Source organism: Burkholderia cepacia GG4, from assembly GCF_000292915.1.
Classification (GTDB): domain Bacteria; phylum Pseudomonadota; class Gammaproteobacteria; order Burkholderiales; family Burkholderiaceae; genus Burkholderia; species Burkholderia cepacia_D.
The window spans coordinates 3,396,458-3,421,889 of record NC_018513.1 but is presented as its reverse complement, the minus strand read 5'-3'; the positions used below and the strand labels follow the sequence as shown (position 1 = coordinate 3,421,889).

21 protein-coding genes are annotated in these 25,432 nt (G+C 67.0%); 18 read left to right on the top strand and 3 right to left on the bottom strand.

Annotated features, from left to right (window positions below; translation table 11 throughout):
• From ccsB to msrQ, 3 genes are all read left to right on the top strand, one after another.
• Positions 1-1,191 (top strand): c-type cytochrome biogenesis protein CcsB, encoded by a 1,191-nt coding sequence (ccsB, locus tag GEM_RS15585; protein ID WP_014898347.1) that lies wholly within the window; start codon positions 1-3, stop codon positions 1,189-1,191.
• A 158-nt stretch (positions 1,192-1,349) separates the two neighbouring features.
• Positions 1,350-2,345 (top strand): protein-methionine-sulfoxide reductase catalytic subunit MsrP, encoded by a 996-nt coding sequence (gene msrP, locus GEM_RS15580; protein ID WP_014898346.1) that lies wholly within the window; start codon positions 1,350-1,352, stop codon positions 2,343-2,345.
• A 20-nt stretch (positions 2,346-2,365) separates the two neighbouring features.
• Positions 2,366-3,052, top strand: coding sequence for a protein-methionine-sulfoxide reductase heme-binding subunit MsrQ (gene msrQ, locus GEM_RS15575; RefSeq protein ID WP_041490707.1), 687 nt, complete (start codon positions 2,366-2,368; stop codon positions 3,050-3,052).
• An 82-nt stretch (positions 3,053-3,134) separates the two neighbouring features.
• Here msrQ and lptM read toward each other — a convergent pair whose 3' ends face one another.
• Complete coding sequence (gene lptM, locus GEM_RS15570; protein ID WP_014898344.1) at positions 3,135-3,413, bottom strand: LPS translocon maturation chaperone LptM; 279 nt, start codon at positions 3,411-3,413, stop codon at positions 3,135-3,137.
• A gap of 36 nt (positions 3,414-3,449) precedes the next feature.
• Between lptM and cyaY the strand changes: the two genes are divergently transcribed.
• A complete protein-coding gene (gene cyaY / locus GEM_RS15565; RefSeq protein ID WP_014898343.1) occupies positions 3,450-3,776 on the top strand; it encodes an iron donor protein CyaY in 327 nt (108 codons plus the stop codon).
• A 97-nt stretch (positions 3,777-3,873) separates the two neighbouring features.
• On the opposite strand, the gene GEM_RS15560 is transcribed toward cyaY, so the two are convergent.
• Entirely contained in the window at positions 3,874-6,261 is a 2,388-nt protein-coding gene (locus GEM_RS15560) for a penicillin-binding protein 1A (protein ID WP_014898342.1), read from the bottom strand.
• A gap of 227 nt (positions 6,262-6,488) precedes the next feature.
• Here GEM_RS15560 and GEM_RS15555 point away from each other — a divergent pair, with 227 nt between their 5' ends.
• The 12 genes from GEM_RS15555 (at position 6,489) to ugpQ (ending at position 18,628) form a co-directional block, all read left to right on the top strand.
• Positions 6,489-7,412, top strand: a complete 924-nt coding sequence (locus tag GEM_RS15555) for a hypothetical protein (protein ID WP_014898341.1) — start codon at positions 6,489-6,491, stop codon at positions 7,410-7,412.
• Positions 7,409-8,044 carry a hypothetical protein gene (locus GEM_RS15550; RefSeq protein ID WP_014898340.1) on the top strand — a complete coding sequence of 212 codons (636 nt, stop codon included), beginning with the start codon at positions 7,409-7,411 and terminating at the stop codon, positions 8,042-8,044. Before GEM_RS15555 ends, GEM_RS15550 begins: the two co-directional genes overlap by 4 nt.
• Positions 8,041-8,910: a hypothetical protein gene (locus tag GEM_RS15545; protein ID WP_014898339.1), complete on the top strand. Its 870-nt coding sequence runs from the start codon at positions 8,041-8,043 to the stop codon at positions 8,908-8,910. Before GEM_RS15550 ends, GEM_RS15545 begins: the two co-directional genes overlap by 4 nt.
• Entirely contained in the window at positions 8,907-10,538 is a 1,632-nt protein-coding gene (locus GEM_RS15540; protein WP_014898338.1) for a type IV pilus secretin PilQ, read from the top strand. Before GEM_RS15545 ends, GEM_RS15540 begins: the two co-directional genes overlap by 4 nt.
• Positions 10,539-10,578: 40 nt before the next feature.
• A complete protein-coding gene (locus GEM_RS15535; RefSeq protein ID WP_080599414.1) occupies positions 10,579-11,133 on the top strand; it encodes a shikimate kinase in 555 nt (184 codons plus the stop codon).
• Entirely contained in the window at positions 11,130-12,209 is a 1,080-nt protein-coding gene (gene aroB / locus GEM_RS15530; protein WP_014898336.1) for a 3-dehydroquinate synthase, read from the top strand. The genes GEM_RS15535 and aroB overlap by 4 nt, the downstream gene beginning before the upstream one ends.
• A gap of 41 nt (positions 12,210-12,250) precedes the next feature.
• Positions 12,251-13,459 carry a deoxyguanosinetriphosphate triphosphohydrolase gene (locus GEM_RS15525; RefSeq protein ID WP_014898335.1) on the top strand — a complete coding sequence of 403 codons (1,209 nt, stop codon included), beginning with the start codon at positions 12,251-12,253 and terminating at the stop codon, positions 13,457-13,459.
• Between the two features lie 90 nt (positions 13,460-13,549).
• Positions 13,550-14,884: a sn-glycerol-3-phosphate ABC transporter substrate-binding protein UgpB gene (gene ugpB / locus GEM_RS15520; protein ID WP_014898334.1), complete on the top strand. Its 1,335-nt coding sequence runs from the start codon at positions 13,550-13,552 to the stop codon at positions 14,882-14,884.
• A gap of 97 nt (positions 14,885-14,981) precedes the next feature.
• Positions 14,982-15,866, top strand: a complete 885-nt coding sequence (ugpA, locus tag GEM_RS15515; RefSeq protein ID WP_014898333.1) for a sn-glycerol-3-phosphate ABC transporter permease UgpA — start codon at positions 14,982-14,984, stop codon at positions 15,864-15,866.
• Positions 15,863-16,708, top strand: a complete 846-nt coding sequence (ugpE, locus tag GEM_RS15510; RefSeq protein WP_014898332.1) for a sn-glycerol-3-phosphate ABC transporter permease UgpE — start codon at positions 15,863-15,865, stop codon at positions 16,706-16,708. Before ugpA ends, ugpE begins: the two co-directional genes overlap by 4 nt.
• Positions 16,709-16,740: 32 nt before the next feature.
• Positions 16,741-17,826, top strand: coding sequence for a sn-glycerol-3-phosphate import ATP-binding protein UgpC (locus GEM_RS15505; protein WP_014898331.1), 1,086 nt, complete (start codon positions 16,741-16,743; stop codon positions 17,824-17,826).
• A 37-nt stretch (positions 17,827-17,863) separates the two neighbouring features.
• Positions 17,864-18,628: a glycerophosphodiester phosphodiesterase gene (gene ugpQ, locus GEM_RS15500; protein ID WP_014898330.1), complete on the top strand. Its 765-nt coding sequence runs from the start codon at positions 17,864-17,866 to the stop codon at positions 18,626-18,628.
• A gap of 165 nt (positions 18,629-18,793) precedes the next feature.
• Here the strand turns inward: ugpQ and GEM_RS15495 are convergent, their stop codons facing one another.
• Positions 18,794-19,525 (bottom strand): OmpW/AlkL family protein, encoded by a 732-nt coding sequence (locus GEM_RS15495; RefSeq protein WP_014898329.1) that lies wholly within the window; start codon positions 19,523-19,525, stop codon positions 18,794-18,796.
• Positions 19,526-19,718: 193 nt separating this feature from the next.
• Between GEM_RS15495 and GEM_RS15490 the strand changes: the two genes are divergently transcribed.
• The gene (locus GEM_RS15490; RefSeq protein ID WP_014898328.1) at positions 19,719-20,432 is read left to right on the top strand and encodes a transposase; all 714 of its coding nucleotides are present in this window, start codon (positions 19,719-19,721) and stop codon (positions 20,430-20,432) included.
• A 289-nt stretch (positions 20,433-20,721) separates the two neighbouring features.
• Positions 20,722-25,425 (top strand): glutamate synthase-related protein, encoded by a 4,704-nt coding sequence (locus tag GEM_RS15485; protein ID WP_014898327.1) that lies wholly within the window; start codon positions 20,722-20,724, stop codon positions 25,423-25,425.
• Positions 25,426-25,432: the final 7 nt, after the last annotated feature.

Below are 25,432 nucleotides of genomic sequence, written 5' to 3'. Positions count from 1 at the left end.
ATGGATCTCACGCAAGTTTCCTCTTCGCATTCGGGGCCGGCCCAGGCCCCGGTTTCGTCGCCGTTGTTCGACGATCGTCCGTTCCTCGCGCGCCTGTCGATCATCGACTGGCTGTTCGCCCTGGCACTCGTGGTCGGCGCGGGCTATGCGTTCGTGCACTACAACGAGCACATGAATTACTACGACAAGGCAGTGATGATCGGCACCGTGCCGGCGCTTGTCGTACTCGGGTGGCGCTGGAAGCCCGCGCGGCTGCTGATGGCGACGATCGCCGTGCTGTCGCTGCTGTCGATCCAGATCTACCAGGGCGATCTGGCGCGCGCCGATTCGGCGTTCTTCCTCAAGTACTTCCTGTCGAGCCAGTCGGCGATCCTGTGGATGAGCGCGCTGTTCGTGCTCGCGACGATCTTCTACTGGATCGGCTTGCTCGCGCGCTCGGAATCGGGCGCCGCGATCGGTCAGAAGCTCACGTGGGTCGCTGTGCTGATGGGCTTCACCGGGCTGATGGTGCGCTGGTACGAGTCCTACCTGATCGGCGCCGACGTCGGGCATATCCCCGTGTCGAACCTGTATGAAGTGTTCGTGCTGTTCAGCCTGATCACCGCGCTGCTCTACCTGTATTACGAAGGGCATTACGGCACGCGTGCGCTCGGCGCATTCGTGCTGCTGGTCATCAGCGCGGCCGTCGGTTTCCTGATGTGGTACTCGGTCGCGCGCGACGCGCAGCAGATCCAGCCGCTCGTGCCGGCGCTGCAGAGCTGGTGGATGAAGATCCACGTGCCGGCGAACTTCATCGGCTACGGCAGCTTCGCGCTGTCGGCGATGGTGGCGGTCGCGTACCTGATGAAGGAGCGTGGTGTGCTGGCCGATCGCCTGCCGACGCTCGAGGTGCTCGACGACGTGATGTACAAGTCGATCGCGGTCGGTTTCGCGTTCTTCACGATCGCGACGATCCTTGGCGCACTGTGGGCCGCCGAAGCATGGGGCGGCTACTGGAGCTGGGACCCGAAGGAAACCTGGGCGCTGATCGTGTGGCTCAACTACGCGGCCTGGCTGCACATGCGCCTGATGAAGGGCCTGCGCGGCGCGGTTGCCGCGTGGTGGGCGCTCACTGGCCTGATCGTGACGACGTTCGCGTTCCTCGGCGTCAACATGTTCCTGTCCGGGCTGCACAGCTACGGCAAGCTGTAAGATTTCCGACGCTGGTCCGACAAAAGACCGCCGGCGCACTGCGTGCCCGGCGGTTTTCTTTTGTAACGGGTGGGCGGTCCGGGCGTCGAACGGCGCATGATGGGCCGGGTCGAACGCTCATGATGCGTGCGCGCCGCGCACGCGGGAGGAGCAGCACGATGTGGATCAAACACCCTTTGCGCACCGTACTGACCGGCGGCGACATTGCGCAGAGCGAGATTACGCCCCGCGCGGTGTTCGAGAACCGGCGGCGCGTGTTGCAGGCGGCTGGTCTGGCGGCGGCAGGCGGGTTGCTCGGTGGCAGCGGGGCGGCGTTCGCCGCATATGCGTCGCCCGACGCGCGGGCGGCGAAGCTCGCGGCGAAGACCAATCCGACGTTCGTCGCGGCCGACAAGGTGACGCCGTTCAAGGACATCACGTCCTACAACAACTTCTATGAATTCGGCACTGACAAGGGCGACCCGGCGCAGAACGCGAGCACGCTGAGGCCGCGCCCGTGGCGCGTGAGCGTCGAGGGCGAGGTGCTGCACCCGAAGGTGTTCGATCTCGACGAGCTGCTGAAGCTCGCGCCGCTCGAGGAGCGCGTGTACCGGCTGCGCTGTGTCGAGGGATGGTCGATGGTGATCCCGTGGATCGGCGTGCCGCTGTCCGAGCTGATCAAGCGTGTGCAGCCGACCGGCAACGCGAAATACGTGCAGTTCGTCACGCTGGCCGACCCGTCGCAGATGCCGGGCCTGTCGACGCCGGTGCTCGACTGGCCGTACTCGGAAGGGCTGCGGATGGACGAGGCGATGAATCCGCTGGCGCTGTTGACGATGGGCGTCTACGGCCAGGTGCTGCCGAACCAGAACGGCGCGCCGGCGCGGATCGTCGTGCCGTGGAAGTACGGCTTCAAGAGCGCGAAGTCGCTCGTGAAGATCCGCTTCGTCGACAAGCAGCCGAAGACGAGCTGGAACACGTATGCGTCGAACGAATACGGCTTTTATTCGAACGTGAATCCGAACGTCGATCACCCGCGCTGGAGCCAGGCGACCGAGCGCCGGATCGGCGAGGACGGCTTCTTCACGCCGAAGCGCAAGACGCTGATGTTCAACGGCTACGGCGACCTCGTCGCGTCGATGTATCAGGGCATGGACCTGAAGAAGAACTTCTGAGCGCGACGGTGAGAAACAACCTGCCTCCTTCGATGCTGACGCCGGGGCGTGCTGCCGGCCCGCGCACGGCCGCGGGCGCTGCGCGGGCCGGCGCAGTGCGCACCGCCGCACCGCGCTGGCTTGCGCCGGCGAAGGTGCTGGTGTTCGCGGCCGGCCTTTATCCGCTCGCGCGTCTCGTGCTGTTCGGGCTGACCGAGCGGCTCGGCGCGAATCCGATCGAATTCATCACGCGTTCGACGGGTCTGTGGACGCTGGTGATGCTGTGCGTCACGCTCGCCATCACGCCGCTTCGGCGCGTGACGGGCGTGCCCGCGTTGCTGCGCTTTCGCCGGATGATCGGCCTGTTCGCGTTTTTTTACGCGATGCTGCATTTCACGACGTATTTGTGGTTCGACAAGTGGTTCGACGTGCTCGCGATCCTGAAGGACGTCGGCAAGCGTCCTTTCATTACGGTCGGCTTTGCCGCGTTCGTGCTGCTGATTCCGCTGGCTGCGACCTCGCCGCGCGCGATGGTGCGCCGGCTCGGCCGTCACTGGGCCACGCTGCATCGTGCGATCTATGTGATCGCGCCGTTCGGCGTGCTGCATTTCTGGTGGATGAGGTCCGGCAAGCACGATCTCGCGCAGCCGAAGCTCTACGCGACGATCGTCGCGGTGCTGCTCGGCTGGCGGCTGCTTGCATGGGGATGGCAGCGCGTCCGTGCGTGACGATGCGGGCCTGGAAAAACGAAAGGCGATGACGGGAAGTCATCGCCTTGTGTCGCGAAACCGCGCGAGCGGTGGCGCGTGATTACTGCACGGCGGCCGGGCCTGATGCCGGCGTGGCGGCCTTCGATGCGCCGTTCGACAGCTCGGGCGACAGCGTGAGCGGCGTGCCGGACGAATCCGGAATGCTGTCGGACGACGCATTTTCATCCGTCGGCTTGACGTCCGACGGTGGCGCGTCCTGCTGGATGGGCTTCGCCGGCAATGGCGGCACGGTGGGGAGATAGAGCGGGCCGCGTTGACCGCAGCCGGCAAGAATTGCCAAAGCCGCTACAATCGCGCTCATCCGGAAAACGACTCGCATGATCGTCCCTGAACAATTTAACCGATAGAGTTTAGCATGTCCGATACTGAATACCTGGGCCGTGCCGAGGCCGTGCTGGCGGCCGTCGAGCGTACCGTCGATGCCGCGAACGACGGCGATCACGACATCGATCTGGAGCGCAACGGCAGCGTGCTGACACTGACGTTCGAGAACGGCTCGAAGATCATCGTCAACCTGCAGCCGCCGATGAAGGAAGTGTGGATAGCCGCGAAGGCGGGCGGATTCCATTACCGTTTCGTGGACGGCGAATGGCGCGATACGCGCTCCGGCACCGAGTTCTTCGCGGCGCTCACCGAATACGCGACGCAGCAGGCCGGCCTGCCGATCACGTTCGGTGCGTAACGACCGGCGCTCGCCCGGCCGGGCGCCGATACGTCGGATCAATGCCCAAAGAAAAAGCGCCCCGCGGGGCGCTTTTTTCATGCTCCGGCCGTTTGCGTCAGTGGCCGCGGAACAGGTTCATGATGTCCTGCTTCTCCTGCTCGTCGACGTGCGGCACCGGTTCGTCGGCGCTCTGCACCGCCGGCGCCTGTGGCACGCCGACCGTCGACACGAAGCCGTGCCCCGGCGTGAACTCGGTGAAGTACAGCTCGCTGCCGAGCGACTGGACGTCGTCCGGCATCGTCGGCTTGAACTCCGGCACGCCCTTCAGTGCCGCGCCCATGTATTCGACCCAGACCGGCAGCGACAGGCCGCCGCCCGTTTCGCGATCACCGAGGCTGCGCGGGTTGTCGTAGCCGATCCACGCGATCGCGGCGAGCGAGTGCTGGTAGCCGGCGAACCACGCGTCGTGCGAGTCGTTCGTCGTGCCCGTCTTGCCCGCGAGGTCGGTGCGCTTCAGCACGTTGGTGCGCGCGCCCGTGCCACGCTGCGCGACGCTCTGCAGCAGGCTGTTCATCACGTAAGCATTGCGCGCGTCGATCGCGCGCGGCGCGTTCTGCTCGGCGATGAGCGGCTGCGCGCGTACGACGACCGCACCGTTCGGATCGGTCACTTCCGCGATCAGGTACGGATTCACGCGGAAGCCGCCGTTCGCAAATACCGAGTACGCGCCGGCCATCTGCAGCGGCGTGACCTGGCCCGCGCCGAGTGCCATCGGCAGGTAGGCCGGATGGCGGTCGGCGTCGAAGCCGAAGCGCGTGATGTACTGCTGCGCGTACTTCGTGCCGATGTGGTTCAGGATCCGGATCGACACGAGGTTGCGCGAGCGCTGCAGCGCGGTGCGCATCGACATCGGACCTTCGAAGCCGCCGCCATAGTTCTTCGGCTCCCACGGCTGGCCGCCGGTTTCCGCGGCGCTGAAGTACAGCGGGCCGTCGTTGATCACCGTGGCCGGCCCGAGGCCCTTGTCGAGCGACGCCGAGTAGATGAACGGCTTGAACGACGAACCTGGTTGCCGCCACGCCTGCGTGACGTGGTTGAACTTGTTCTTGTTGTAGTCGAAGCCGCCGACGAGCGCGCGGATCGCGCCGTCCTGCGGGACGATCGAGATGAACGCGCCCTCGACCTGCGGCAACTGCGTGATCGACCACTTGCCGGCGTCGTTCTTCACGACACGGACGATCGCGCCCGGACGGATGCGGCGGTTCGGCTGCGCGCTGGCCGACAGCGCGCTGGACGCGAAGCGCAGGTTGTCGCCGTCGATCGTCGCGCTGCTGCCGTCGATGAAGGCGACCGTGATCTGGCGCGGCGTTGCCGTGGTGACGACCGCCGCGATCAGCTCGCCGTTGTCGGGATGCTCGAGCAGCGCGTCGTCGATTGCCTGCTCGCGGTCGTCGGCGCCGGCCGGCAGCTCGATGAAGCCTTCCGGCCCGCGATAGCCATGGCGGCGCTCGTAATCCATGATGCCCTTGCGCAGCGCGGTGTACGCAACCTGCTGGTCGGCCGAATCGATCGTCGTGACGACGTTGAAGCCGCGCGTGTAGGTTTCCTCGCGGTACTGCGCATACATCATCTGCCGGACCATTTCCGCGACGTACTCGGCGTGCACGCTGAACTCGCGACCTGCGCCCTTGACGGCGAGCGGCTGCGCGACGGCCTGGTCGTACTGCTCGCGGGTGATGAAGTTCAGCTCCAGCATCCGCTCCAGGATGTATTCCTGGCGCACCTTCGCGCGCTTCGGATTGACGACCGGGTTATATGCGGACGGCGCCTTCGGCAGCCCGGCGAGCATCGCTGCCTCGGCGAGCGTGATGTCCTTCAGGTCCTTGCCGAAATAGACCCGCGCGGCGCTCGCGAAGCCGTATGCGCGCTGGCCGAGATAGATCTGATTCATGTAGACCTCGAGAATCTGATCCTTCGTCAGCGCACGCTCGATCCGGTACGCGAGCAGCATCTCGTAGATCTTGCGCGTGTAGGTCTTTTCGCTCGACAGGAAGAAGTTGCGCGCGACCTGCATCGTGATCGTGCTCGCGCCCTGCGACGCATGGCCGTTCGTCAGCGCGACGAAACCGGCGCGGGCGATCCCGGTGAGGTCGACGCCGCCGTGATCGTAGAAGCGGGCATCCTCGATCGCGAGGATTGCCTTCTTGAGCGAGTCCGGGACGTCCTTGAAATGGACGATGTCGCGGCGTTCTTCGCCGAATTCGCCGATCAGCACGTGATCCGACGTGTAGATGCGCAGCGGTACCTTCGGACGATAGTCGGTCAGCGCGTCGAGCGACGGCATGTTCGGCCATGCGACGACGAGCGCGTAGCCGAGCACGAGGCCGCCGGCCACGACGAGAGCCACGCACATCGCGACGAGGCCGAGCAGGACTTTCTGCCACCAGGGCCGCTTTTTCGGCTCCGGGGCGGGAGGCGGGGACGTAGGAGACGTGGATTGCATAGGCGTACCGGAAAACAGTCCCGCGATTATAGCTGCCCGGTAAGACCGGTCCTGACGCGGGGGGCGCCCGCCGGAACGCCGCGGGTTGCCCATGCCGCCAGCATACCGCCCGCGCGGCCGCCAGGCACGGCGACTGGCCGTCCGGCTGACTGTCGGGCCCGCACGCCGCTTTGCAGAATCAGGTCTCGGTAACGCGGCGTGGGCCGCGACGATCGCGGGAGGCCGGGATGGCAGGACGATGGGGGGCGCGGTTTGCGCCGGGCAGGCACCGTTCGACGGGAATCGACGTCGCGGCGGACGAGGTGAGGGTCGCGGTGCTGAGCCGGCGCGGCCGGGGCGCGGAGGTGCGGGTCGAAGGGCTCGAGCGGGAGCCGGTGGGATTGGCAGGTGGGCCGGAGGACGCACGCTGGGCCGCGGTCGCGCGCGCGTTGGCGGCGGCCGTGGCACGGCTGTCGGCGGTGGGTGTGCGCTGCGATGCGCGCGGCGTGATGGCGCTGCGCGACGACGAGATGCGGACCGCGACGCTCGATCTGGCCGGGCGCGATGACGTCGCCGATGCCGCCCGGCAGGCGGCCGAACGTATCTCGGGGCTGGCGCCGGACAGTCTCGCGTTCGACTGGCGCCAGGACGGCGGCGCGCATGCGGGCGAGATCGCGGTCGCCGTGGCGCCGCAGGCGCTGCTCGAACGGCGCATCGACGTGGCCGCGCAGGCCGGCGTCGACCTGACGGCCGTCGACGGTGAGTCGGCCGCCGCGCTGCGCGCCTTGCGCTATGCCGCGCAGTTCGAACTCGACGCGCACGGCCCTTACGCCGCGTTCTGGTTCTGCGACACCGGCGTGCACGGGTGGCGGGTCGACGGCCCGGTCGCTGCGCCGGTGCTCACGGTGTCCGGCGAGGTGCGGGCGGCGTTTTCCGACGCATTTCGCCAGTGCGTGTCCGAGCCAGTGCGCTGTGTGCTCGTGGCCGGTGACGAGCGGTGCATCGCCCGCTTCGGCATGTCGGTTGCCGATATCGGCGACGCGCTGGGCGCGGCCGCGGTGCCGTTCGACTGCGCCGGATGGGACGGGCTGCCGGTCGAAGCTGCCGGCACGCCGGGCGGTCCGGCATTTGCCGTCGCGGTCGGGCTGGCGCTGCGCGGGGTGTGGGAATGATGGTCGAACCTGGGTCCGATCGGGCTGCCGCCGGCCGTATCTCACTCGGTGGCTTCAATCTGCTGCCGTACCGTGAGCGGCGGGCGCACGCGTTGCGCCGGCGCCGGGCCACGCAGTGCGGGGCAGCGATCCTGCTCGGCGTACTCGCGGCGGGCCTGTGGACGGGCGCGGCTGCGGGGTGGCGATGGCGCGTGGATGCCGAGCGCGCGAGCGTAGAGGCGCGGCTGCGGCAATGGCAGCCGCAGGTGGATGCGGCAAGGCGCGCGGCCGGCGCGGCCACCGACCGCGCGCAACGTGATGCACAGGCGGTCCTGCTTGCGGTGCCTTACCGGCGTGTCGTCGGACTGCTTGCGACGCTGGCACGGGTGCGCGACGACACCATCCGGCTCGACGCGTTGCGCACGACATCGTCAGGCGCCGTGCTCGACGCGCGGGCCACGAGTTACCGGGCCGCCGCGCGGTGGCTCGCCCGGCTCGCGGCCGAGCAGCGCGACTGGCGATTCGATATCGGTGCGCTGACCCCGGCTTCGGCCGCGCCGGCAGCTACCGTGGCAGTGCCGTTCCGGTTCTCCGTGCAGGTGCGCTGGCACGATGCGCTGCCGCGACAGACGGCAACCGGAGGCGGCGCATGACGGCGATCCTGCCGCGGTCCTTGCCGGGCGGCGCCGATTGGCTCGGCCGCGTGCGGCGCGTGTCGCCGGCCACGGCACACGCCGTGGGCTGCGTGCTGGCATGCGCGTCCGTGATGGCGGGCGCCATTCATCTGGCCAATGCAGCCGACTGGAGCGGGCTCGCGCACAGTCGCGCGTTGCTGGCAGCCACCCGGGTGCGCGCCGCTGATGCCCAGCGGGTACTCGCGACCACCGCGCAGCGGCGTGACACTCGCCCGGCTGGCAGGCTCGACGACGGCTCGCTGCGTGCACCGGCGTGGCCCGCGCTGATGCTCGCGCTGGCCGATCTGGCTGCGTCGAGCGGGTTGCGGATCGTGTCGATCGAACCGCGGCGCGCGGACGACCCGGCGCCGGATGGTCGGCGCACGGTGCGCATCGTCGCGGAAGGCGGTTTTCCTGCGCTGCTGCAGATGGTCGGCGGGCTGGCGAGTTTCCCTGCGCTGGCGGTGCCGTCGGTGTTGCACGTCGAGCGGAAATCGAGCGGGTCGAGGGTAGACATGTCGATCGACGTGTTCCCCGCGCTGTCGGCGGCCAGCGTGCCGGATGGAGCGGCGTCCGTGCTTGCCGGTGCGGCGGACGACGATCCGCTCGGCGGCGCGGGCTCGTCAACGGTGGCCGATGAGCCGGCGCCGCGTCTGGCCGGCACGATTCGCGACGCGCGTGCGGGGCTCGCGCTGTTCGACGCCGGCGCCGGCGTGTTCGCAGCCGTTGCGCCGGGCGAAGCGCTCGGACCATCGCGGGTGGTGCGGGTCGATGCCGATGCGGTGACGCTTGCGACGGCCGATGGCGCGCGCCGGTTCGTCATCGCTGACGGAGGTCGCCCATGACGAGGTCTGGATGGCGGGCGATCGCCGGCTGGGTCGGCTCGAGCGTGGTCGCGGCGCACGCGGCGTTGCCGCCGCTGCCCCCTCTGCCGCCGGCCGCGTGGCCGATCGCATCGACGCAAGCGCACGCCCGGGACACGCCGTTGCCGCAGGGCACGTTCGATGGCGCGGACGATGAGGCCGGTCCGCCGCCGTTCGATCAGGCCGCACGCGCAGCGCTTCAGGTAGGCACAACCGCCGCGGCGCCGGTGCTGGAGGGGCCGCCGTTCCCGTTGCCGCCGCCGACGCGCATGGGCGACGCCGCCGCACGGCACCCCGGCGATGCCGACGACGCGCGGCGGATCTCGCTGAACCTGCAAGGCGCGGGGCTCGCGGCCGCGTTCGATGCGCTCGCGCGGTTCACGGGGCTCAACATCATCGTCGGCGAGCAGGTGCGCGGCACTGTGACGTTACGTCTGAACAATGTCCGCTGGCGCGATGCGTTCGACACGTTGCTCGACACGCACGGGCTCACGATGTCCCGGCGCGGCAACGTGATCTGGGTCACGCCGGCGGCCGAACTGGCGGCGCGGGAGCGCGAGCGCTTTGAGACGCATGCGCGCGCGGCCGAGCTGGAGCCGCTCGCGAGCCGGACCTTCACGCTGCATTACCCGCGCGCGCAGGACGTGCAGCGGCTGCTGGCCGGGGCGACCGGCCAGCGCCTGTTGTCGAAACGGGGTGCCGCTGCGGCCGAACCGCGCACGAACCTGCTGTTCGTCACCGATCTGGCGCCGCGCATCGCGCAGATTGCGGGCCTGATCGATGCGATCGACCGGCCGTCACGGCAAGTCCGGATCGAAGCGCGCATCGTCGAAGGCGAACAGGGCTTCTCGCGCAACCTCGGCGCACGCATCGCGCTGCGCGCGCAGGGGCGGCCGCCCGCTGCCGACGGCACGGCGTTCGCGACGGACACGCGCAACGCGCTCGACCTGGCCGCGCGGCCGCTCGGCGGCTTCGAGGCGGCGACGGCTGGTTTCACATTGTTCGCCGCGCCGCTGAGCCGCGTGCTCGACGTCGAACTGAGCGCACTCGAGGCGCAAGGGCGGGGCCAGATCGTGTCCAGCCCGCGCGTGGTGACGGCCGACCGCGTGAAGGCGATCGTCGAACAGGGTTCGGAGCTGCCGTACCAGGCGAAGGTGGGCAACGGCGTGAGCGGCGTGCAGTTCCGCCGCGCGACGCTAAAGCTGGAGGTCGAGCCGCAGATCACGCCCGACGGGCGCGTCGTGCTCGACCTGGACGTGAGGAAAGACAGCATCGGCGAGCCGACCGCGGCCGGCCCGGCGATTCATACGAAGCATGTGCAGACCCGCGTCGAGGTCGAGGACGGCGGAACGGTCGCGATTGGCGGGATTTACGAGCAGTTGAACCGGGACGATGTGACGCGGGTGCCGCTCTTGGGCAAAATACCGGTTCTGGGCACGCTTTTCCGGCACCGTGCGCGGCGCGACCAGCGGAGCGAACTGGTCGTCTTCATCACGCCGACGGTCGTCGGCGCGCGGTGCGAGACGGCCGGCGCGGGCGACGCGGATGCGGGAAAAACAGGGCCGGAAGCCGGCGGCGCAGGCTCGACAAGGCAGCCGCTTTGCCAGTAAGCTGCGCCACACACCAGCAAGATTCAAGCAGAGGAAGCCGTTGCAAGCGCGGGACCCACATGCAAACGTATTTTTCGTCGGCCTTATGGGAGCGGGTAAGACCACCGTGGGCCGTGCGGTCGCGCGCCGGCTCGACAGGACGTTCTTCGACTCCGACCACGAAATCGAGGCCCGCACGGGCGCGCGCATTCCGGTGATCTTCGAGATGGAGGGCGAGGCCGGATTTCGCGACCGCGAATCGCAGGTGATCGCCGATCTGACGCAGCGCGAGAACATCGTGCTCGCGACGGGTGGCGGCGCGGTGCTGCGGCCCGAAAATCGCGATTGCCTGAAAAGCAGCGGCATCGTCATCTATCTGCGCGCCAATCCGCACGATCTGTGGCTGCGCACCCGCAAGGACAAGAACCGCCCGCTGTTGCAGACCGAAGATCCGAAGGCGCGTCTCGAAGCGCTCTACGAAGTGCGCGACCCGCTGTACCGCGAATGCGCGGACTTCATCATCGAGACCGGTCGTCCGTCGGTCAACGGCCTCGTCAACATGGTGCTGATGCAACTCGAACTGGCAGGCGTCACCGCCAAGCCGCTACAAGCATGATTACCGTCAACGTCGATCTGGGCGACCGCGCCTATCCGATTCACATTGGTGCCGGCCTGATCGGCCGCACCGAGCTGTTCGCCCCTCACATCAACGGTTCGTCCGTCACGATCGTCACGAACACGACGGTCGATCCGCTCTATGGCGACGCGCTGCGCGCGGCGCTCGCGCCGCTCGGCAAGCGCGTATCGACGGTCGTGCTGCCGGACGGCGAGGCATTCAAGAACTGGGAAACGCTGAACCTGATCTTCGACGGGCTGCTGACCGAGCGTGCGGATCGCAAGACGACGCTCGTCGCACTCGGCGGCGGCGTGATCGGTGACATGACCGGCTTCGCCGCCGCATGCTACATGCGCGGCGTGCCGTTCATCCAGGTGCCGACGACGCTGCTGTCGCAGGTCGATTCGTCGGTCGGCGGCAAGACGGGCATCAACCACCCGCTCGGCAAGAACATGATCGGCGCGTTCTACCAGCCGCAGGCGGTGATCGCCGATATCGGCGCGCTGACGACGCTGCCCGATCGCGAGCTGGCGGCCGGCGTCGCCGAGGTCATCAAGACGGGCGCGATCGCCGATGCGGAATTCTTCGACTGGATCGAGGCGAACGTCGATGCGCTGAACCGGCGCGAGCCGGCCGTGCTCGCGCATGCAGTGAAGCGTTCGTGCGAGATCAAGGCGAGCGTGGTCGCGGCCGACGAACGCGAAGGCGGGCTGCGCGCGATCCTGAACTTCGGCCATACGTTCGGCCATGCGATCGAGGCCGGGCTCGGCTACGGCGAATGGCTGCACGGCGAAGCGGTCGGCTGCGGGATGGTGATGGCGGGCGACCTGTCGGTGCGGCTCGGCCTCCTCGACGAAGCGTCGCGGCAGCGCCTGGATGCGGTGATCGCCGCCGCGCACCTGCCGGTCCGCGGGCCGGCACTCGGCGACGCGCGCTACATGGACCTGATGCGCGTCGACAAGAAAGCCGAAGCCGGCGCGATCAAGTTCATCCTGCTGAAGCGATTCGGCGATACGCTGATCGCGCAGGCGCCCGACGAAGCCGTATTCGCAACACTGGCGCAGACGACCCGGTAACGGCGGCCCGGATGCCCCGGCGCCCCTGACATGGAGGAGACGTGAGCGAGACATCCAGCAGCAAACCGACCAAAGCCGGCCGCGCATCCGTCGCGACGCTGGCCGAGCCGCCGACGCTGGCGGCGCTGGAAGCTCATCTCGCTCCGTATGCCGCCCACGCGTCGCAGTCGCGCGGCCGCCGCCATCAGGAAACGCCGCCGGCGGCGCGCACCGAATTCCAGCGCGACCGCGACCGCATCGTTCATTCGACCGCGTTCCGCCGGCTCGAATACAAGACGCAGGTCTTCGTCAATCACGAAGGCGACCTGTTCCGAACCCGCCTCACGCACAGCCTCGAAGTCGCGCAGATCGCGCGTTCGGTCGCACGCAACCTGCGGCTCAACGAGGATCTCGTCGAAGCGATCTCGCTCGCGCACGATCTTGGTCATACGCCGTTCGGCCATGCCGGACAGGACGCGCTGAACGCGTGCATGCGCGAACACGGCGGCTTCGAGCACAACCTGCAGAGCCTGGCCGTCGTCGACGAGCTCGAGGAGCACTACGGCGCGTTCAACGGCCTCAACCTGTGCTTCGAGACGCGCGAAGGCATCCTCAAGCACTGCTCGCGCGAGAACGCACGCAAGCTCGGCGCGCTTGGCGAGCGCTTCCTGCAGGGCCGCCAGCCATCGCTGGAGGCGCAGCTCGCGAACATCGCGGATGAAATCGCATACAACAACCATGATGTCGACGACGGCCTGCGCTCCGGCCTGATCACGATCGAGCAGCTCGCCGAAGTCGAGCTGTGGCAGCGCCACTACGAAGCGGCGCTCGCCGATTTCCCGCATCTCGAAGGCCGCCGCCTCGTGCACGAGACGGTGCGTCGCATCATCAACACGCTGATCGTCGACCTGATCGACGAGACCACGCGCAATCTCGTGCGCGTCGCGCCCGCGTCGCTCGACGACGTGCGCGCGGCGCCGCCGCTCGTGGCGCACAGCGAAGCGGTCGCCGCGCAGGCGGCCGCCCTCAAGCGTTTCCTGTTCAAGAACCTGTATCGCCACTACAAGGTGATGCGCATGGCGAGCAAGGCGCAGCGCGTGGTCACCGGGCTGTTCGACGCGTTCATCGACGATCCGCGCCTGCTGCCGCCGCCGTACCAGTCGGACGACGAAGCGCAGCAGCCGCGCCTCGTCGCGCACTACATCGCCGGCATGACCGACCGCTTCGCGTTGAAGGAATACCAGCGCCTGTTCGTCATCAGCGACAACTGACTGTCACAAACGATCACTAGACTTCGCCGGTTCAATGGCGATGGGAATGTTGCACACGCTGTTGGTAACGTTTTCATGGGAGAGAGGTCGATGATGATGAAGCCTGCGGGGACAGTGGTTCGTTCGATCGCGCTCGGCGGCGCGCTGATGTTCGGTGTGCAGCATGCGGCGTTCGCCGTGACGGAAATCCAGTTCTGGCATGCGATGGAGTCGGCGCTCGGCGAACGGGTGAACGAGATCGCCGCGCAGTTCAATGCATCGCAGAGCGACTACAAGATCGTGCCGGTCTTCAAGGGCACCTACGACCAGGCGCTCGCAGCGGGCATCGCCGCCTATCGCAGCGGCAACGCGCCGGCGATCCTCCAGGTCTATGAAGTCGGCACTGCAACGATGATGCAGGCGAAGAAGGCCGTCGTACCCGTCTCCGACGTGTTCAAGCAGGCCGGCGTGCCGCTCGACGAAAAGGCATTCGTGCCGACCATCGCGAGCTACTACAGCGATGCGAAGACGGGCCATCTCGTGTCGATGCCGTTCAACAGCTCGACGCCGGTGCTGTACTACAACAAGGACGCCTTCAAGAAGGCCGGGCTCGATCCGAACCAGCCGCCGAAGACGTGGGCCGACGTGCAGGCCGACGCGGAGAAGCTGCGCAAGTCCGGGATGGCCTGCGGCTTCACGACCGGCTGGCAGGGCTGGATCCAGCTCGAGAACTACAGCGCGTGGCATGCCCTGCCGTTCGCGAGCCGCAACAACGGTTTCGACGGCACGGACGCGGCGCTCGAGTTCAACAAGCCGCAGCAGATCGCGCACATCGCGTTCCTGCAGCAGATGCAAAAGGATGGCACGTTCACGTACGCGGGCCGCAAGGATGAAGCGTCGGCGAAGTTCTACAGCGGCGACTGCGGGATCATGACGACGTCGTCGGGCGCGCTCGCGAACGTGCAGAAGTTCGCGAAGTTCAGCTACGGCACCGGAATGATGCCGTACGACGCGAACGTGAAGGGTGCGCCGCAGAACGCGATCATCGGCGGCGCGAGCCTGTGGGTGCTGGCCGGCAAGGATCCGGCGACCTACAAGGGCGTCGCGAAATTCCTCGCGTTCCTGGCCTCGCCGCCGGTCGCCGCGAAGTGGCACCAGGAAACGGGCTACCTGCCGGTTACGACGGCCGCGTACGACCTCACGCGCCAGCAGGGCTTCTATGCGAAGAACCCGAGCGCGGAAACCGCGATCAAGCAGATGATGAACAAGCCGCCGCTGCCTTACACGAAGGGGCTGCGCCTCGGCAACATGCCGCAGATCCGCACGGTGGTCGACGAAGAGCTGGAGCAGGTCTGGGCGCAGAAGAAGTCGCCGAAGGACGCGCTCGATTCGGCGGCGTCGCGCGGCGACGAACTGCTGCGCCGCTTCGAGAAGTCGGGCGGTTGAGCCCGCATCGCGTTCGTGCCGCCGGCCCCGTCGCGCATGCGCGCGCGCGGGCCGGCGGCGCGGCTTCCTTCCCGTTTTGCCTGACCGGATGCCCGCGATGCAATCCCGTTCCCGTTTTGGCGCGAGCCTGCTGCCGTACCTGCTGATCGCGCCGCAGCTCGCGATCACCGCCGTATTCTTCCTGTGGCCGGCCGGCGTCGCGCTGTGGCAGTCGACGCAGATGCAGGATGCGTTCGGCACGTCGAGCGAATTCGTCGGCTTCGCGAACTTCACGCGCCTGTTCGCCGACCCGCTGTATCTCGACTCGTTTCGCACGACGCTGGTGTTTAGCTCGCTCGTCACCGTCAGCGGGCTCGTCGTGTCGCTGCTGCTCGCCGCGTGCGCCGATCGCGTGATCCGCGGCGCGCGCGCGTACCGCACGCTGCTGATCTGGCCGTACGCGGTCGCGCCGACGATCGCGGCCGTGCTGTGGGCCTTCCTGTTTAACCCGAGCATCGGCCTGGTGACCTACGCGCTCGCGAAGGGCGGCATCGTCTGGAATCACGCGCTGAACGGCAGCCAGGCGATGTTCCTGGTCGTGCTCGCGTCGGTGTGGAAGCAGGTGAGCTACAACTTCCTGTTCTTCTATGCGGGCCTGCAGGCGATCCCGCGCTCGCTGATCGAGGCGGCGGCGATCGACGGCGCCGGGCCCGTGCGGCGCTTCTTCAACATCGCGCTGCCGCTGCTGTCGCCGACGAGCTTCTTCCTGCTGGTCGTGAATCTCGTCTACGCGTTCTTCGACACGTTCCCGGTGATCGACGCGGCCACTGCCGGCGGCCCCGCGCAAAGCACGAAGACGCTGATCTACAAGATCTTCACGGAAGGCTTCCAGGGGCTCGACATCGGCAGCTCGGGCGCGCAGTCGGTCGTGCTGATGATCATCGTCGTCGGGCTCACGGTGATCCAGTTCCGCTTCGTCGAACGCAGGGTGCAATACGCATGATCGAAAATCGCAAGGGCTTTGACCTGTTCTGCCACGGGGTGCTGATCGCGGGCGTCGTGCTGATCGTGTTTCCCGTGTACGTCGCGTTCTGCGCGGCGACGATGAACGCGCAGGAAGTGTTCACGATCCCGCTGTCGCTGGTGCCGAGCACGCACCTGCTGGAGAACATCGCGTACATCTGGGGGCACGGCAGCGGCGGCACGACGGCACCGTTCGGCCGGCTGCTCGTCAACAGCTTCGCGATGGCGCTCGGGATCGCGGTCGGCAAGATCGCGGTGTCGATCCTGTCCGCCTACGCGATCGTCTATTTCCGCTTCCCGTTCCGCAACACGGCGTTCTGGCTGATCTTCATCACGCTGATGCTGCCGGTCGAGGTGCGGATCTTCCCGACCGTGCAGGTCGTGTCGACGCTGCACCTGACGAACACCTACGCGGGGCTCACGCTGCCGCTGATCGCGTCGGCGACCGCGACGTTCCTGTTCCGCCAGTTCTTCATGACGCTGCCTGACGAGCTGATGGACGCCGCGCGCATCGACGGCGCGGGGCCGCTGCGCTTCTTCTGGGACGTCGTGCTGCCGCTGTCGAAGACGAGCATCGCGGCGCTGTTCGTGATCACGTTCATCTACGGCTGGAACCAGTATCTGTGGCCGATCCTGATCACGACGGAGGCGTCGCTGTCGACGGCGGTGGTGGGCATCAAGACGATGATCGCGAGCGGCGACGCCGCGACTGAATGGCAATACGTGATGGCGGCGACGCTGCTGGCGATGATCCCGCCGCTCGTCGTCGTGCTGGCGATGCAGCGCTGGTTCGTGCGCGGCCTCGTCGATTCCGAAAAATAGTCAACGGACGGCAACCGGGAGAAGGACCAAGTATGGCTGCGCTGAGCTTGAAGGGCGTCAGGAAATCCTACGACGGCAAGCAGCATGTGCTGCACGGCATCGACGTGGAGATCGCCGACGGCGAATTCATCGTGCTGGTCGGCCCGTCGGGCTGCGGCAAGTCGACGTTGCTGCGGATGATCGCGGGGCTCGAGACGGTGACGGACGGCGAGATCGCGATCGGCGACCGCGTGGTGAACGCGCTGGAGCCGAAGGATCGCGACATCGCGATGGTGTTCCAGAACTACGCGCTGTATCCGCACATGACGGTCGCGCAGAACATGGGCTACGGGCTGAAGATCCGCGGCATCGAGCGCGCGACGATCGACACGCGGGTGGCCGCGGCCGCGAAGATTCTCGAGCTCGAGCCGCTGCTCGCGCGGCGGCCGCGCGAACTGTCGGGCGGCCAGCGGCAACGCGTCGCAATGGGACGCGCGATCGTGCGCGAGCCGTCCGTCTTTCTGTTCGACGAGCCATTGTCGAACCTCGATGCGAAGCTGCGCGTGCAGATGCGGCTCGAGATCCAGCGGCTGCATGCGCGGCTCGCGACGACGAGCGTGTACGTGACGCACGACCAGATCGAGGCGATGACGCTCGCGCAGCGCGTGATCGTGATGAACCGCGGCTACGCGGAGCAGATCGGCGCGCCGGTCGACGTGTACGAGAAGCCGGCAACGGTGTTCGTCGCCGGCTTCATCGGCTCGCCGGCGATGAACCTGATGCACGGCCGGCTGTCGGAGGATGGCGCGACGTTCACGGTCGCAGGTGGCGGCCCGGCGCTGCCGGTCGCCGGCGCGCCGGGCATCGGCAGCGCGATCGCCACCGGGCGCGACTGGGTGCTGGGCGTGCGGCCGGAGCACATGACGCCGCAGCCGGGCGTCGCGCAGGCGACGCTGCCGGTCGATTCGTGCGAGCTGCTCGGCGCGGATAATCTCGCGCACGGCCGCTGGGGCAGCCACGACGTCGCGGTGCGCTTGCCGCACGCGGATCGCCCGGCGCGCGGCACGGCGCTGGGCGCCGCGCTGCCTGCGCACCGGCTGCATTTCTTCGATCCCGAGACCGGCAAGCGTGCCGGCTGACCCTGACGAACCTGCTGAACCCGCTGCGAGGCTCACGATGACTTCCCGTACCGACTGGCCCTATCCGCGCGTCGTCGCACATCGCGGCGGCGGCACGCTTGCGCCGGAGAACACGCTTGCCGCGTTCGATGAGGGCGCGCGGCGCGGTCACCGGATGGTCGAGTTCGACGCGAAGCTGTCCGCCGACGACGTGACGTTCCTGCTGCACGACGACACGGTCGACCGTACGTCGAACGGCAGCGGGCCGGCAGCGGGCATGCGCTATGCGGCGCTGGCCGCGCTCGACGCGGGCGCGTGGTTCGACGCGCGCTTCGCCGGCGAACGCATGCCGACGTTCGAGGCGGCGGCGGCGCGGTGTATCGCACACGGACTGGCGGCGAACGTGGAGATCAAGCCGTGCCCGGGCCGCGAGCGCGACACGGGGCAGCGGGTTGCGACCGATGCGGCCGCGTACTGGCGCGGCGCCGCCGTGCCGCCGTTGCTGTCGTCGTTCTCGTTCGACGCGCTGCAGCAGGCGCGCGAGGCGGCGCCCGCGCTACCGCGCGGAATGCTTTACGAAGCGGTGCCGGACGACTGGCACGCGCAGGTCGTCGGCGCGCTCGGCTGCGTATCGTTGCACGCGAACCACAACGAACTCGACGAGCCGCTCGTGCGCGCGATCAGGGCGGCCGGGTTGCGCATCCTGGTCTATACGGTCAACGACCTGGCCCGGGCGCGCGAGCTCGTGCGCTGGGGTGTCGATGCAGTCTGCACGGACCGCATCGATCTGATCGGCCCGACGGCACTCGACGACATCGTGTAACGCCTCGCATCGGGAAATACCCTGCGCGGAAACGTGCCTGACGCGAAAAAACGACGCCCCGGCGGGATTCCGACCGGGGCGTTTTGCATCGCGCGCCCGTTACTCAAGGAAAAATCCGCTACAAATTGCAGCAGGATTAACCATTCCCCAAATATTCGACTACGCTTAGAAGCGGTAGCCGAGGTTCAGGTACGTGACGATCGGATTGAGCGAGATCTTAGCTTTCGACGTTTCGGTCAGGGTGCCGACCGGCGTCCGGCGGGCCGTCGTGAAGGTCGCGGTCACGCTGATCGGGATGTACGAGATCGACAGGCCCCCGAACCAGTGTTTCGTGAAGTTGTACGTGAAGCCGGCGTTGAACACGGGCGCCCACTGGTTGCTGGTCGTCGCGCTGGTCGGACCGCCGAGCACGCCGTTCTCGAAGCTGCCGTTGGTGATCTTTGCGCCGGTGAACCAGGTATACGTCGCGCCGACACCGACATACGGACGGAACTTCGCGTTGGCGTCGTTGAAGTGGTAGCGAAGCAATACGGCGGGGCTCCATTGGTACGCACGGCCGAGTACGCCGAACTGTGAGAACTGACCCTTGCCGGTAATGTCGAACTTCGGCGGGATCCCCATGACGAGCTCGGTGGAGATGTGGTCGGTGACGAAGTAGCCCGCGGCGAGCCCAAGCGTGTCGGCGTCGTTGATGCCGGCGCCCGTGTTGGGAATCGACTGGTTGATGGGCGTGCCGCCTACGCCGTACACGAACAGCGGATCGCTGCTGTCCTGCGGCGCAAAGTGCAGCCAGCCGGTGCTGACGTAGAAATCACCTGCGGATTGTGCGTGTGCCGTACCGCCCGCAAATGCAAATGCGAGCGCTATGGCCCTCGTAATGGCTAGTTTTCGTTTCATTGTGTCTCCTCCGATCAAAGGCGTGCTCATTATGACGACTGCGTTTAAAACCAAACAAGCTCGCAAGTTAGAGCTTTCTCCCTAGGATTCGCACGACCGTACGCTTCCGCGCCCCGTGGGGACAGGCATTCTACGCAGATGCGTAATTTCGGACCCCCGGGTATTTCCTAACGCGTTCAAACGGACATTCAGCATGGCACGGTTAGCACGACTCTACGTTCCCGACCAGCCGCAGCACGTGATACTGCGCGGCCTGGATCAGCAACCCGCGTTCGTCGACGACCAGGATTACGAACTCTTCATCGATTGCCTGAAGGCCGCCGCGCGCGATCACCATCTTTCGGTGCATGCCTACGTGCTGCTCCCGCGTCAGGTGCAGCTGCTCGTGACGCCGAGCGACGAGGCGAGCCTGCCGAAGGCGATGCAGGCGGTCGGCCGCCGCTACGTCGCGCATTTCAACCGGCGTTATTCGCGGCGCGGCACCCTGTGGGAAGGCCGCTATCGCGCGACCGTGATCGAAGGCGAGCGCTATTTCCTGCTCGCGAGCCGCGTGGTCGAGATGAGCCCGGTGCGCGCGCAGCTGGCTGCGACGGCCGACGCATACCGCTGGTCGAGCTACCGGCACCACGTCGGACTCACCGTCGACAGCCTGATCACGGACCATCCGCTCTACTGGGCGCTCGGCAACACGCCGTTCGACCGTCAGCGCGCGTACAAGGAGCTCTGCGAGCAGCCGCTCGACGAGCGGCAGGCCGATCAGCTCCAGCAGGCGACGCTGAAGGGCTGGGTGCTCGGCGGCGAGCATTACCGCGAGTGGGCGGCGCGCACCGCGAACCGGCGCGTCTCGCCGCTGCCCCGCGGACGCCCCAGAAAGGTGCGTGAGAACACGCCGCCGATCCAGCAGTAACGCGGGAAAGGCGGATCACGAGGCGGCGCTGCGTGCGCCGCTTCTTTTTGCACCAAAGCGATACGTCCCTAATAAAACGGCACCAGATCGGAGCATGCGTTTAATTGGGGTTCGATCAAGCGGTTTTTGTTGCTATTCCTTTGATTCGTCGCGTATATTCCGAATTCCGGTGGCCCGGGCGAAGCTTGCCCATCCACTGTCGGCCGTGCCGTCTCCCGTCGGGAGCGGGAACGACGGCAACAAAAAAATGGTTCAACGGCCCTCGAGGCCCCTTTACGACGGTGTCCCCATGAACGACCATCAGCAGCCGCTCGCCGCGGTGCCCGCCGCACAAGGTCTGTACGACCCGCAAAACGAACACGACGCCTGCGGCGTCGGCTTCGTCGCTCACATCAAGGGCAAGAAGAGCCACGAGATCATCCAGCAGGGTCTGAAGATCCTAGAGAACCTCGACCACCGCGGCGCGGTCGGTGCCGATCCGCTGATGGGCGACGGCGCGGGCATCCTGATCCAGATTCCGGACGCGTTCTATCGCGAGGAAATGTCGAAGCAGGGCGTGACGCTGCCGCCGGCTGGCGAATATGGGGTCGGGATGATCTTCCTGCCGAAGGAAAACGCGTCGCGGCTCGCGTGCGAGCAGGAGCTCGAGCGCACGGTGCGGGCAGAAGGCCAGGTCGTGCTCGGCTGGCGCGACGTGCCGGTCGACCATGCGATGCCGATCTCGCCGACGGTGAAGGCGAGCGAGCCGCTGATCCGCCAGATCTTCATCGGTCGCGGCAAGGACATCATGGTGACGGACGCGCTCGAGCGGAAGCTGTACGTGATCCGCAAGACCGCGAGCCATCGCATCCAGGCGCTCAAGCTCAAGCACGGCAAGGAATACTTCGTGCCGTCGATGTCGGCGCGCACGGTCGTCTACAAGGGGCTGCTGCTCGCGGGCCAGGTCGGCGTGTACTACCGCGACCTGCAGGACCCGCGTGTCGTGTCGGCGCTCGCGCTCGTGCACCAGCGCTTCTCGACCAACACGTTCCCGGCGTGGGAACTGGCTCACCCGTACCGGATGATCGCGCACAACGGCGAGATCAACACCGTGAAGGGCAACGTGAACTGGCTGAACGCGCGTACCGGCGCGATCGCGTCGCACGTGCTCGCTGACGACCTGCCGAAGCTGTGGCCGCTGATCTACCCGGGCCAGTCCGATACCGCCTCGTTCGACAACTGTCTCGAGCTGCTCGTGATGGCCGGCTACCCGCTCGTGCACGCGGTGATGATGATGATCCCGGAAGCGTGGGAACAGCACACGCTGATGGACGAGAACCGCCGCGCGTTCTACGAATACCACGCCGCGATGATGGAGCCGTGGGACGGCCCGGCCGCGATCGCGTTCACCGATGGCCGCCAGATCGGCGCGACGCTCGACCGTAACGGCCTGCGTCCGGCGCGCTACATCGTCACGGACGACGACCTCGTCATCATGGCGTCGGAAGCCGGCACGCTGCCGATCCCCGAATCGAAGATCGTCAAGAAGTGGCGCCTCCAACCCGGCAAGATGTTCCTGATCGACATGGAACACGGCCGCATCATCGACGACAAGGAACTGAAGGACAACCTCGCGAACGCGAAGCCGTACAAGAGCTGGATCGACGCCGTGCGCATCAAGCTCGACGAGATCGAACCGAAGGCCGAGGAAGTCGCGGCCGGCCGCACGCAGGGCGCCGCGCTGCTCGATCGCCAGCAGGCGTTCGGCTATACGCAGGAAGACCTGAAGTTCCTGATGGCGCCGATGGCGCAGCAGGGTGAGGAAGCCGTCGGTTCGATGGGCAACGACTCGCCGCTCGCGGTGATGTCGAACAAGAACAAGACGCTCTATCACTACTTCAAGCAGCTGTTCGCGCAGGTCACGAACCCGCCGATCGATCCGATCCGCGAGAACATGGTCATGTCGCTCGTGTCGTTCATCGGCCCGAAGCCGAACCTGCTCGACACGAACAACATCAACCCGCCGATGCGTCTCGAAGTGTCGCAGCCGGTGCTCGACTTCAAGGACATCGCGAAGATCCGCGCGATCGACCAGTACACGGGCGGCAAGTTCAGCGCGTACGAACTGAACATCTGCTATCCGGTCGCATGGGGCAAGGAAGGCATCGAGGCACGCCTCGCGTCGCTGTGTGCGGAAGCCGTCGACGCGGTGAAGTCGGGCTACAACATGCTGATCGTGTCGGACCGCAAGACGGACGCCGAGCACGTCGCGATTCCCGCGCTGCTCGCCACGTCGGCGATCCACACGCACCTGGTCCAGCAAGGGCTGCGCACGAGCACGGGCCTCGTCGTCGAGACGGGCTCCGCGCGTGAAACGCACCACTTCGCGCTGCTCGCGGGCTACGGCGCGGAAGCCGTGCACCCGTACCTCGCGATGGAAACGCTCGCGAAGATGGCCGAGGGCCTGCCGGGCGACCTGTCGCCGGAGAAGGCCGTCTACAACTTCACGAAGGCGGTCGGCAAGGGCCTGCAGAAGGTGATGTCGAAGATGGGCATCTCGACCTACATGTCGTACACCGGCGCGCAGATCTTCGAAGCGCTCGGCCTGTCGAGCGACCTGGTCGAGAAGTACTTCAAGGGCACGGCATCGAAGGTCGGCGGCATCGGCCTGTTCGAAGTCGCTGAAGAAGCGATCCGTCTGCACCGCGACGCGTTCGGCGACAACCCGGTCCTGCGCGACATGCTCGACGCGGGCGGCGAATACGCGTATCGCGTGCGCGGCGAAGACCACATGTGGACGCCGGATTCGATCGCGAAGCTGCAGCACGCGACGCGCAGCAACTCGTACCAGACGTACAAGGAATACGCGCACCTGATCAACGACCAGACCAAGCGTCACATGACGTTCCGCGGCCTGTTCGAGTTCAAGGTCGAGCCGACCAAGGCGATCCCGATCGACGACGTCGAATCGGCGAAGGACATCGTGAAGCGCTTTGCGACGGGCGCGATGTCGCTCGGTTCGATCAGCACCGAAGCGCACGCGACGCTCGCGATCGCGATGAACCGGATCGGCGGCAAGTCGAACACCGGCGAAGGCGGCGAGGACGAGAAGCGCTACCGCAACGAACTGCGCGGCATTCCGATCAAGTCGGGCGAGACGCTGAAGTCGGTGATCGGCGACGAGATCGTCAGCGACATTCCGCTGAAGGACGGCGATTCGCTGCGCTCGAAGATCAAGCAGGTCGCGTCGGGCCGCTTCGGCGTCACCGCCGAGTACCTCGCATCGGCCGACCAGATCCAGATCAAGATGGCGCAGGGCGCGAAGCCGGGCGAAGGCGGCCAGCTGCCGGGCCACAAGGTGTCGGAATATATCGGCAAGCTGCGTTACTCGGTGCCGGGCGTCGGCCTGATCTCGCCGCCGCCGCACCACGACATCTACTCGATCGAGGATCTGGCGCAGCTGATCCACGACCTGAAGAACGTGAACCCGAGCTCGAGCATCTCGGTGAAGCTGGTGTCGGAAGTGGGCGTCGGTACGGTGGCGGCCGGTGTCGCGAAGGCGAAGGCCGATCACGTCGTGATCGCCGGCCATGACGGCGGCACGGGCGCATCGCCGCTGTCGTCGGTCAAGCACGCCGGCACGCCGTGGGAACTCGGCCTCGCCGAAACGCAGCAGACGCTGGTGCTGAACCGCCTGCGCGGCCGGATCCGCGTGCAGGCCGACGGCCAGATGAAGACGGGCCGCGACGTCGTGATCGGCGCGCTGCTCGGCGCGGACGAATTCGGCTTCGCGACGGCACCGCTCGTCGTCGAAGGCTGCATCATGATGCGCAAGTGCCACCTGAACACGTGCCCGGTCGGCGTCGCGACGCAGGATCCGGTGCTGCGTGCGAAGTTCCAGGGCCAGCCCGAGCACGTCGTGAACTACTTCTTCTTCGTCGCCGAGGAAGTGCGCGAGATCATGGCGCAGCTCGGCATCGCGAAGTTCGACGACCTGATCGGCCGCGCCGACCTGCTCGATACGCGCAAGGGCGTCGAGCACTGGAAGGCGAAGGGCCTCGACTTCTCGCGCGTGTTCTACCAGCCGGAAGAATGCGAGGACGTCGCGCCGCGTCACGTCGACGTGCAGGATCACGGCCTCGAGCGCGCGCTCGACCACGTGCTGATCGAGAAGGCGAAGGCCGCGATCGAGAACGGCGAGCATGTGTCGTTCATCCAGCCGGTGCGCAACGTGAACCGTACGGTCGGCGCGATGCTGTCGGGCGTGATCGCGAAGAAGCACGGCCACGACGGCCTGGCCGACGACGCGGTGCACATCCAGCTGAAGGGCACGGCCGGCCAGAGCTTCGGCGCGTTCCTCGCGAAGGGCGTGACGCTCGACCTCGTCGGCGACGGCAACGACTACGTCGGCAAGGGCCTGTCGGGCGGCCGGATCATCATCCGTCCGACCAACGACTTCCGCGGCAAGTCCGAGGAAAACATCATCTGCGGCAACACGGTGATGTACGGCGCGATCGAAGGCGAATCGTTCTTCCGCGGCGTCGCGGGCGAGCGCTTCTGCGTGCGCAACTCGGGCGCGACGGCGGTCGTCGAAGGCACGGGCGACCACGGTTGCGAATACATGACGGGCGGCACGGTCGTCGTGCTCGGCGAGACGGGGCGCAACTTCGCGGCCGGCATGTCGGGCGGCCTCGCGTACATCTACGATCCGGAAGGCACGTTCGCGGCGAAGTGCAACAAGTCGATGGTCGCACTCGAGCCGGTGCTGCAGCAGGCCGAGCAGGAGCGCACGGTCGACCGCGCGCTCTGGCACGCTGGCACGACGGACGAAGCGCTGCTCAAGGGGCTCGTCGAGCGTCATTTCCAGTTCACGGGTTCGCCGCGCGCGAAGTCGCTGCTGGAAAACTGGGACGCGGCGCGCCGCCAGTTCGTGAAGGTGTTCCCGCACGAATACAAGCGCGCGCTCGGCGAGATCGGTGCGAAGAAGGCGGCGAAGGAAGTGCTGGCCGCCTGAGCGACGA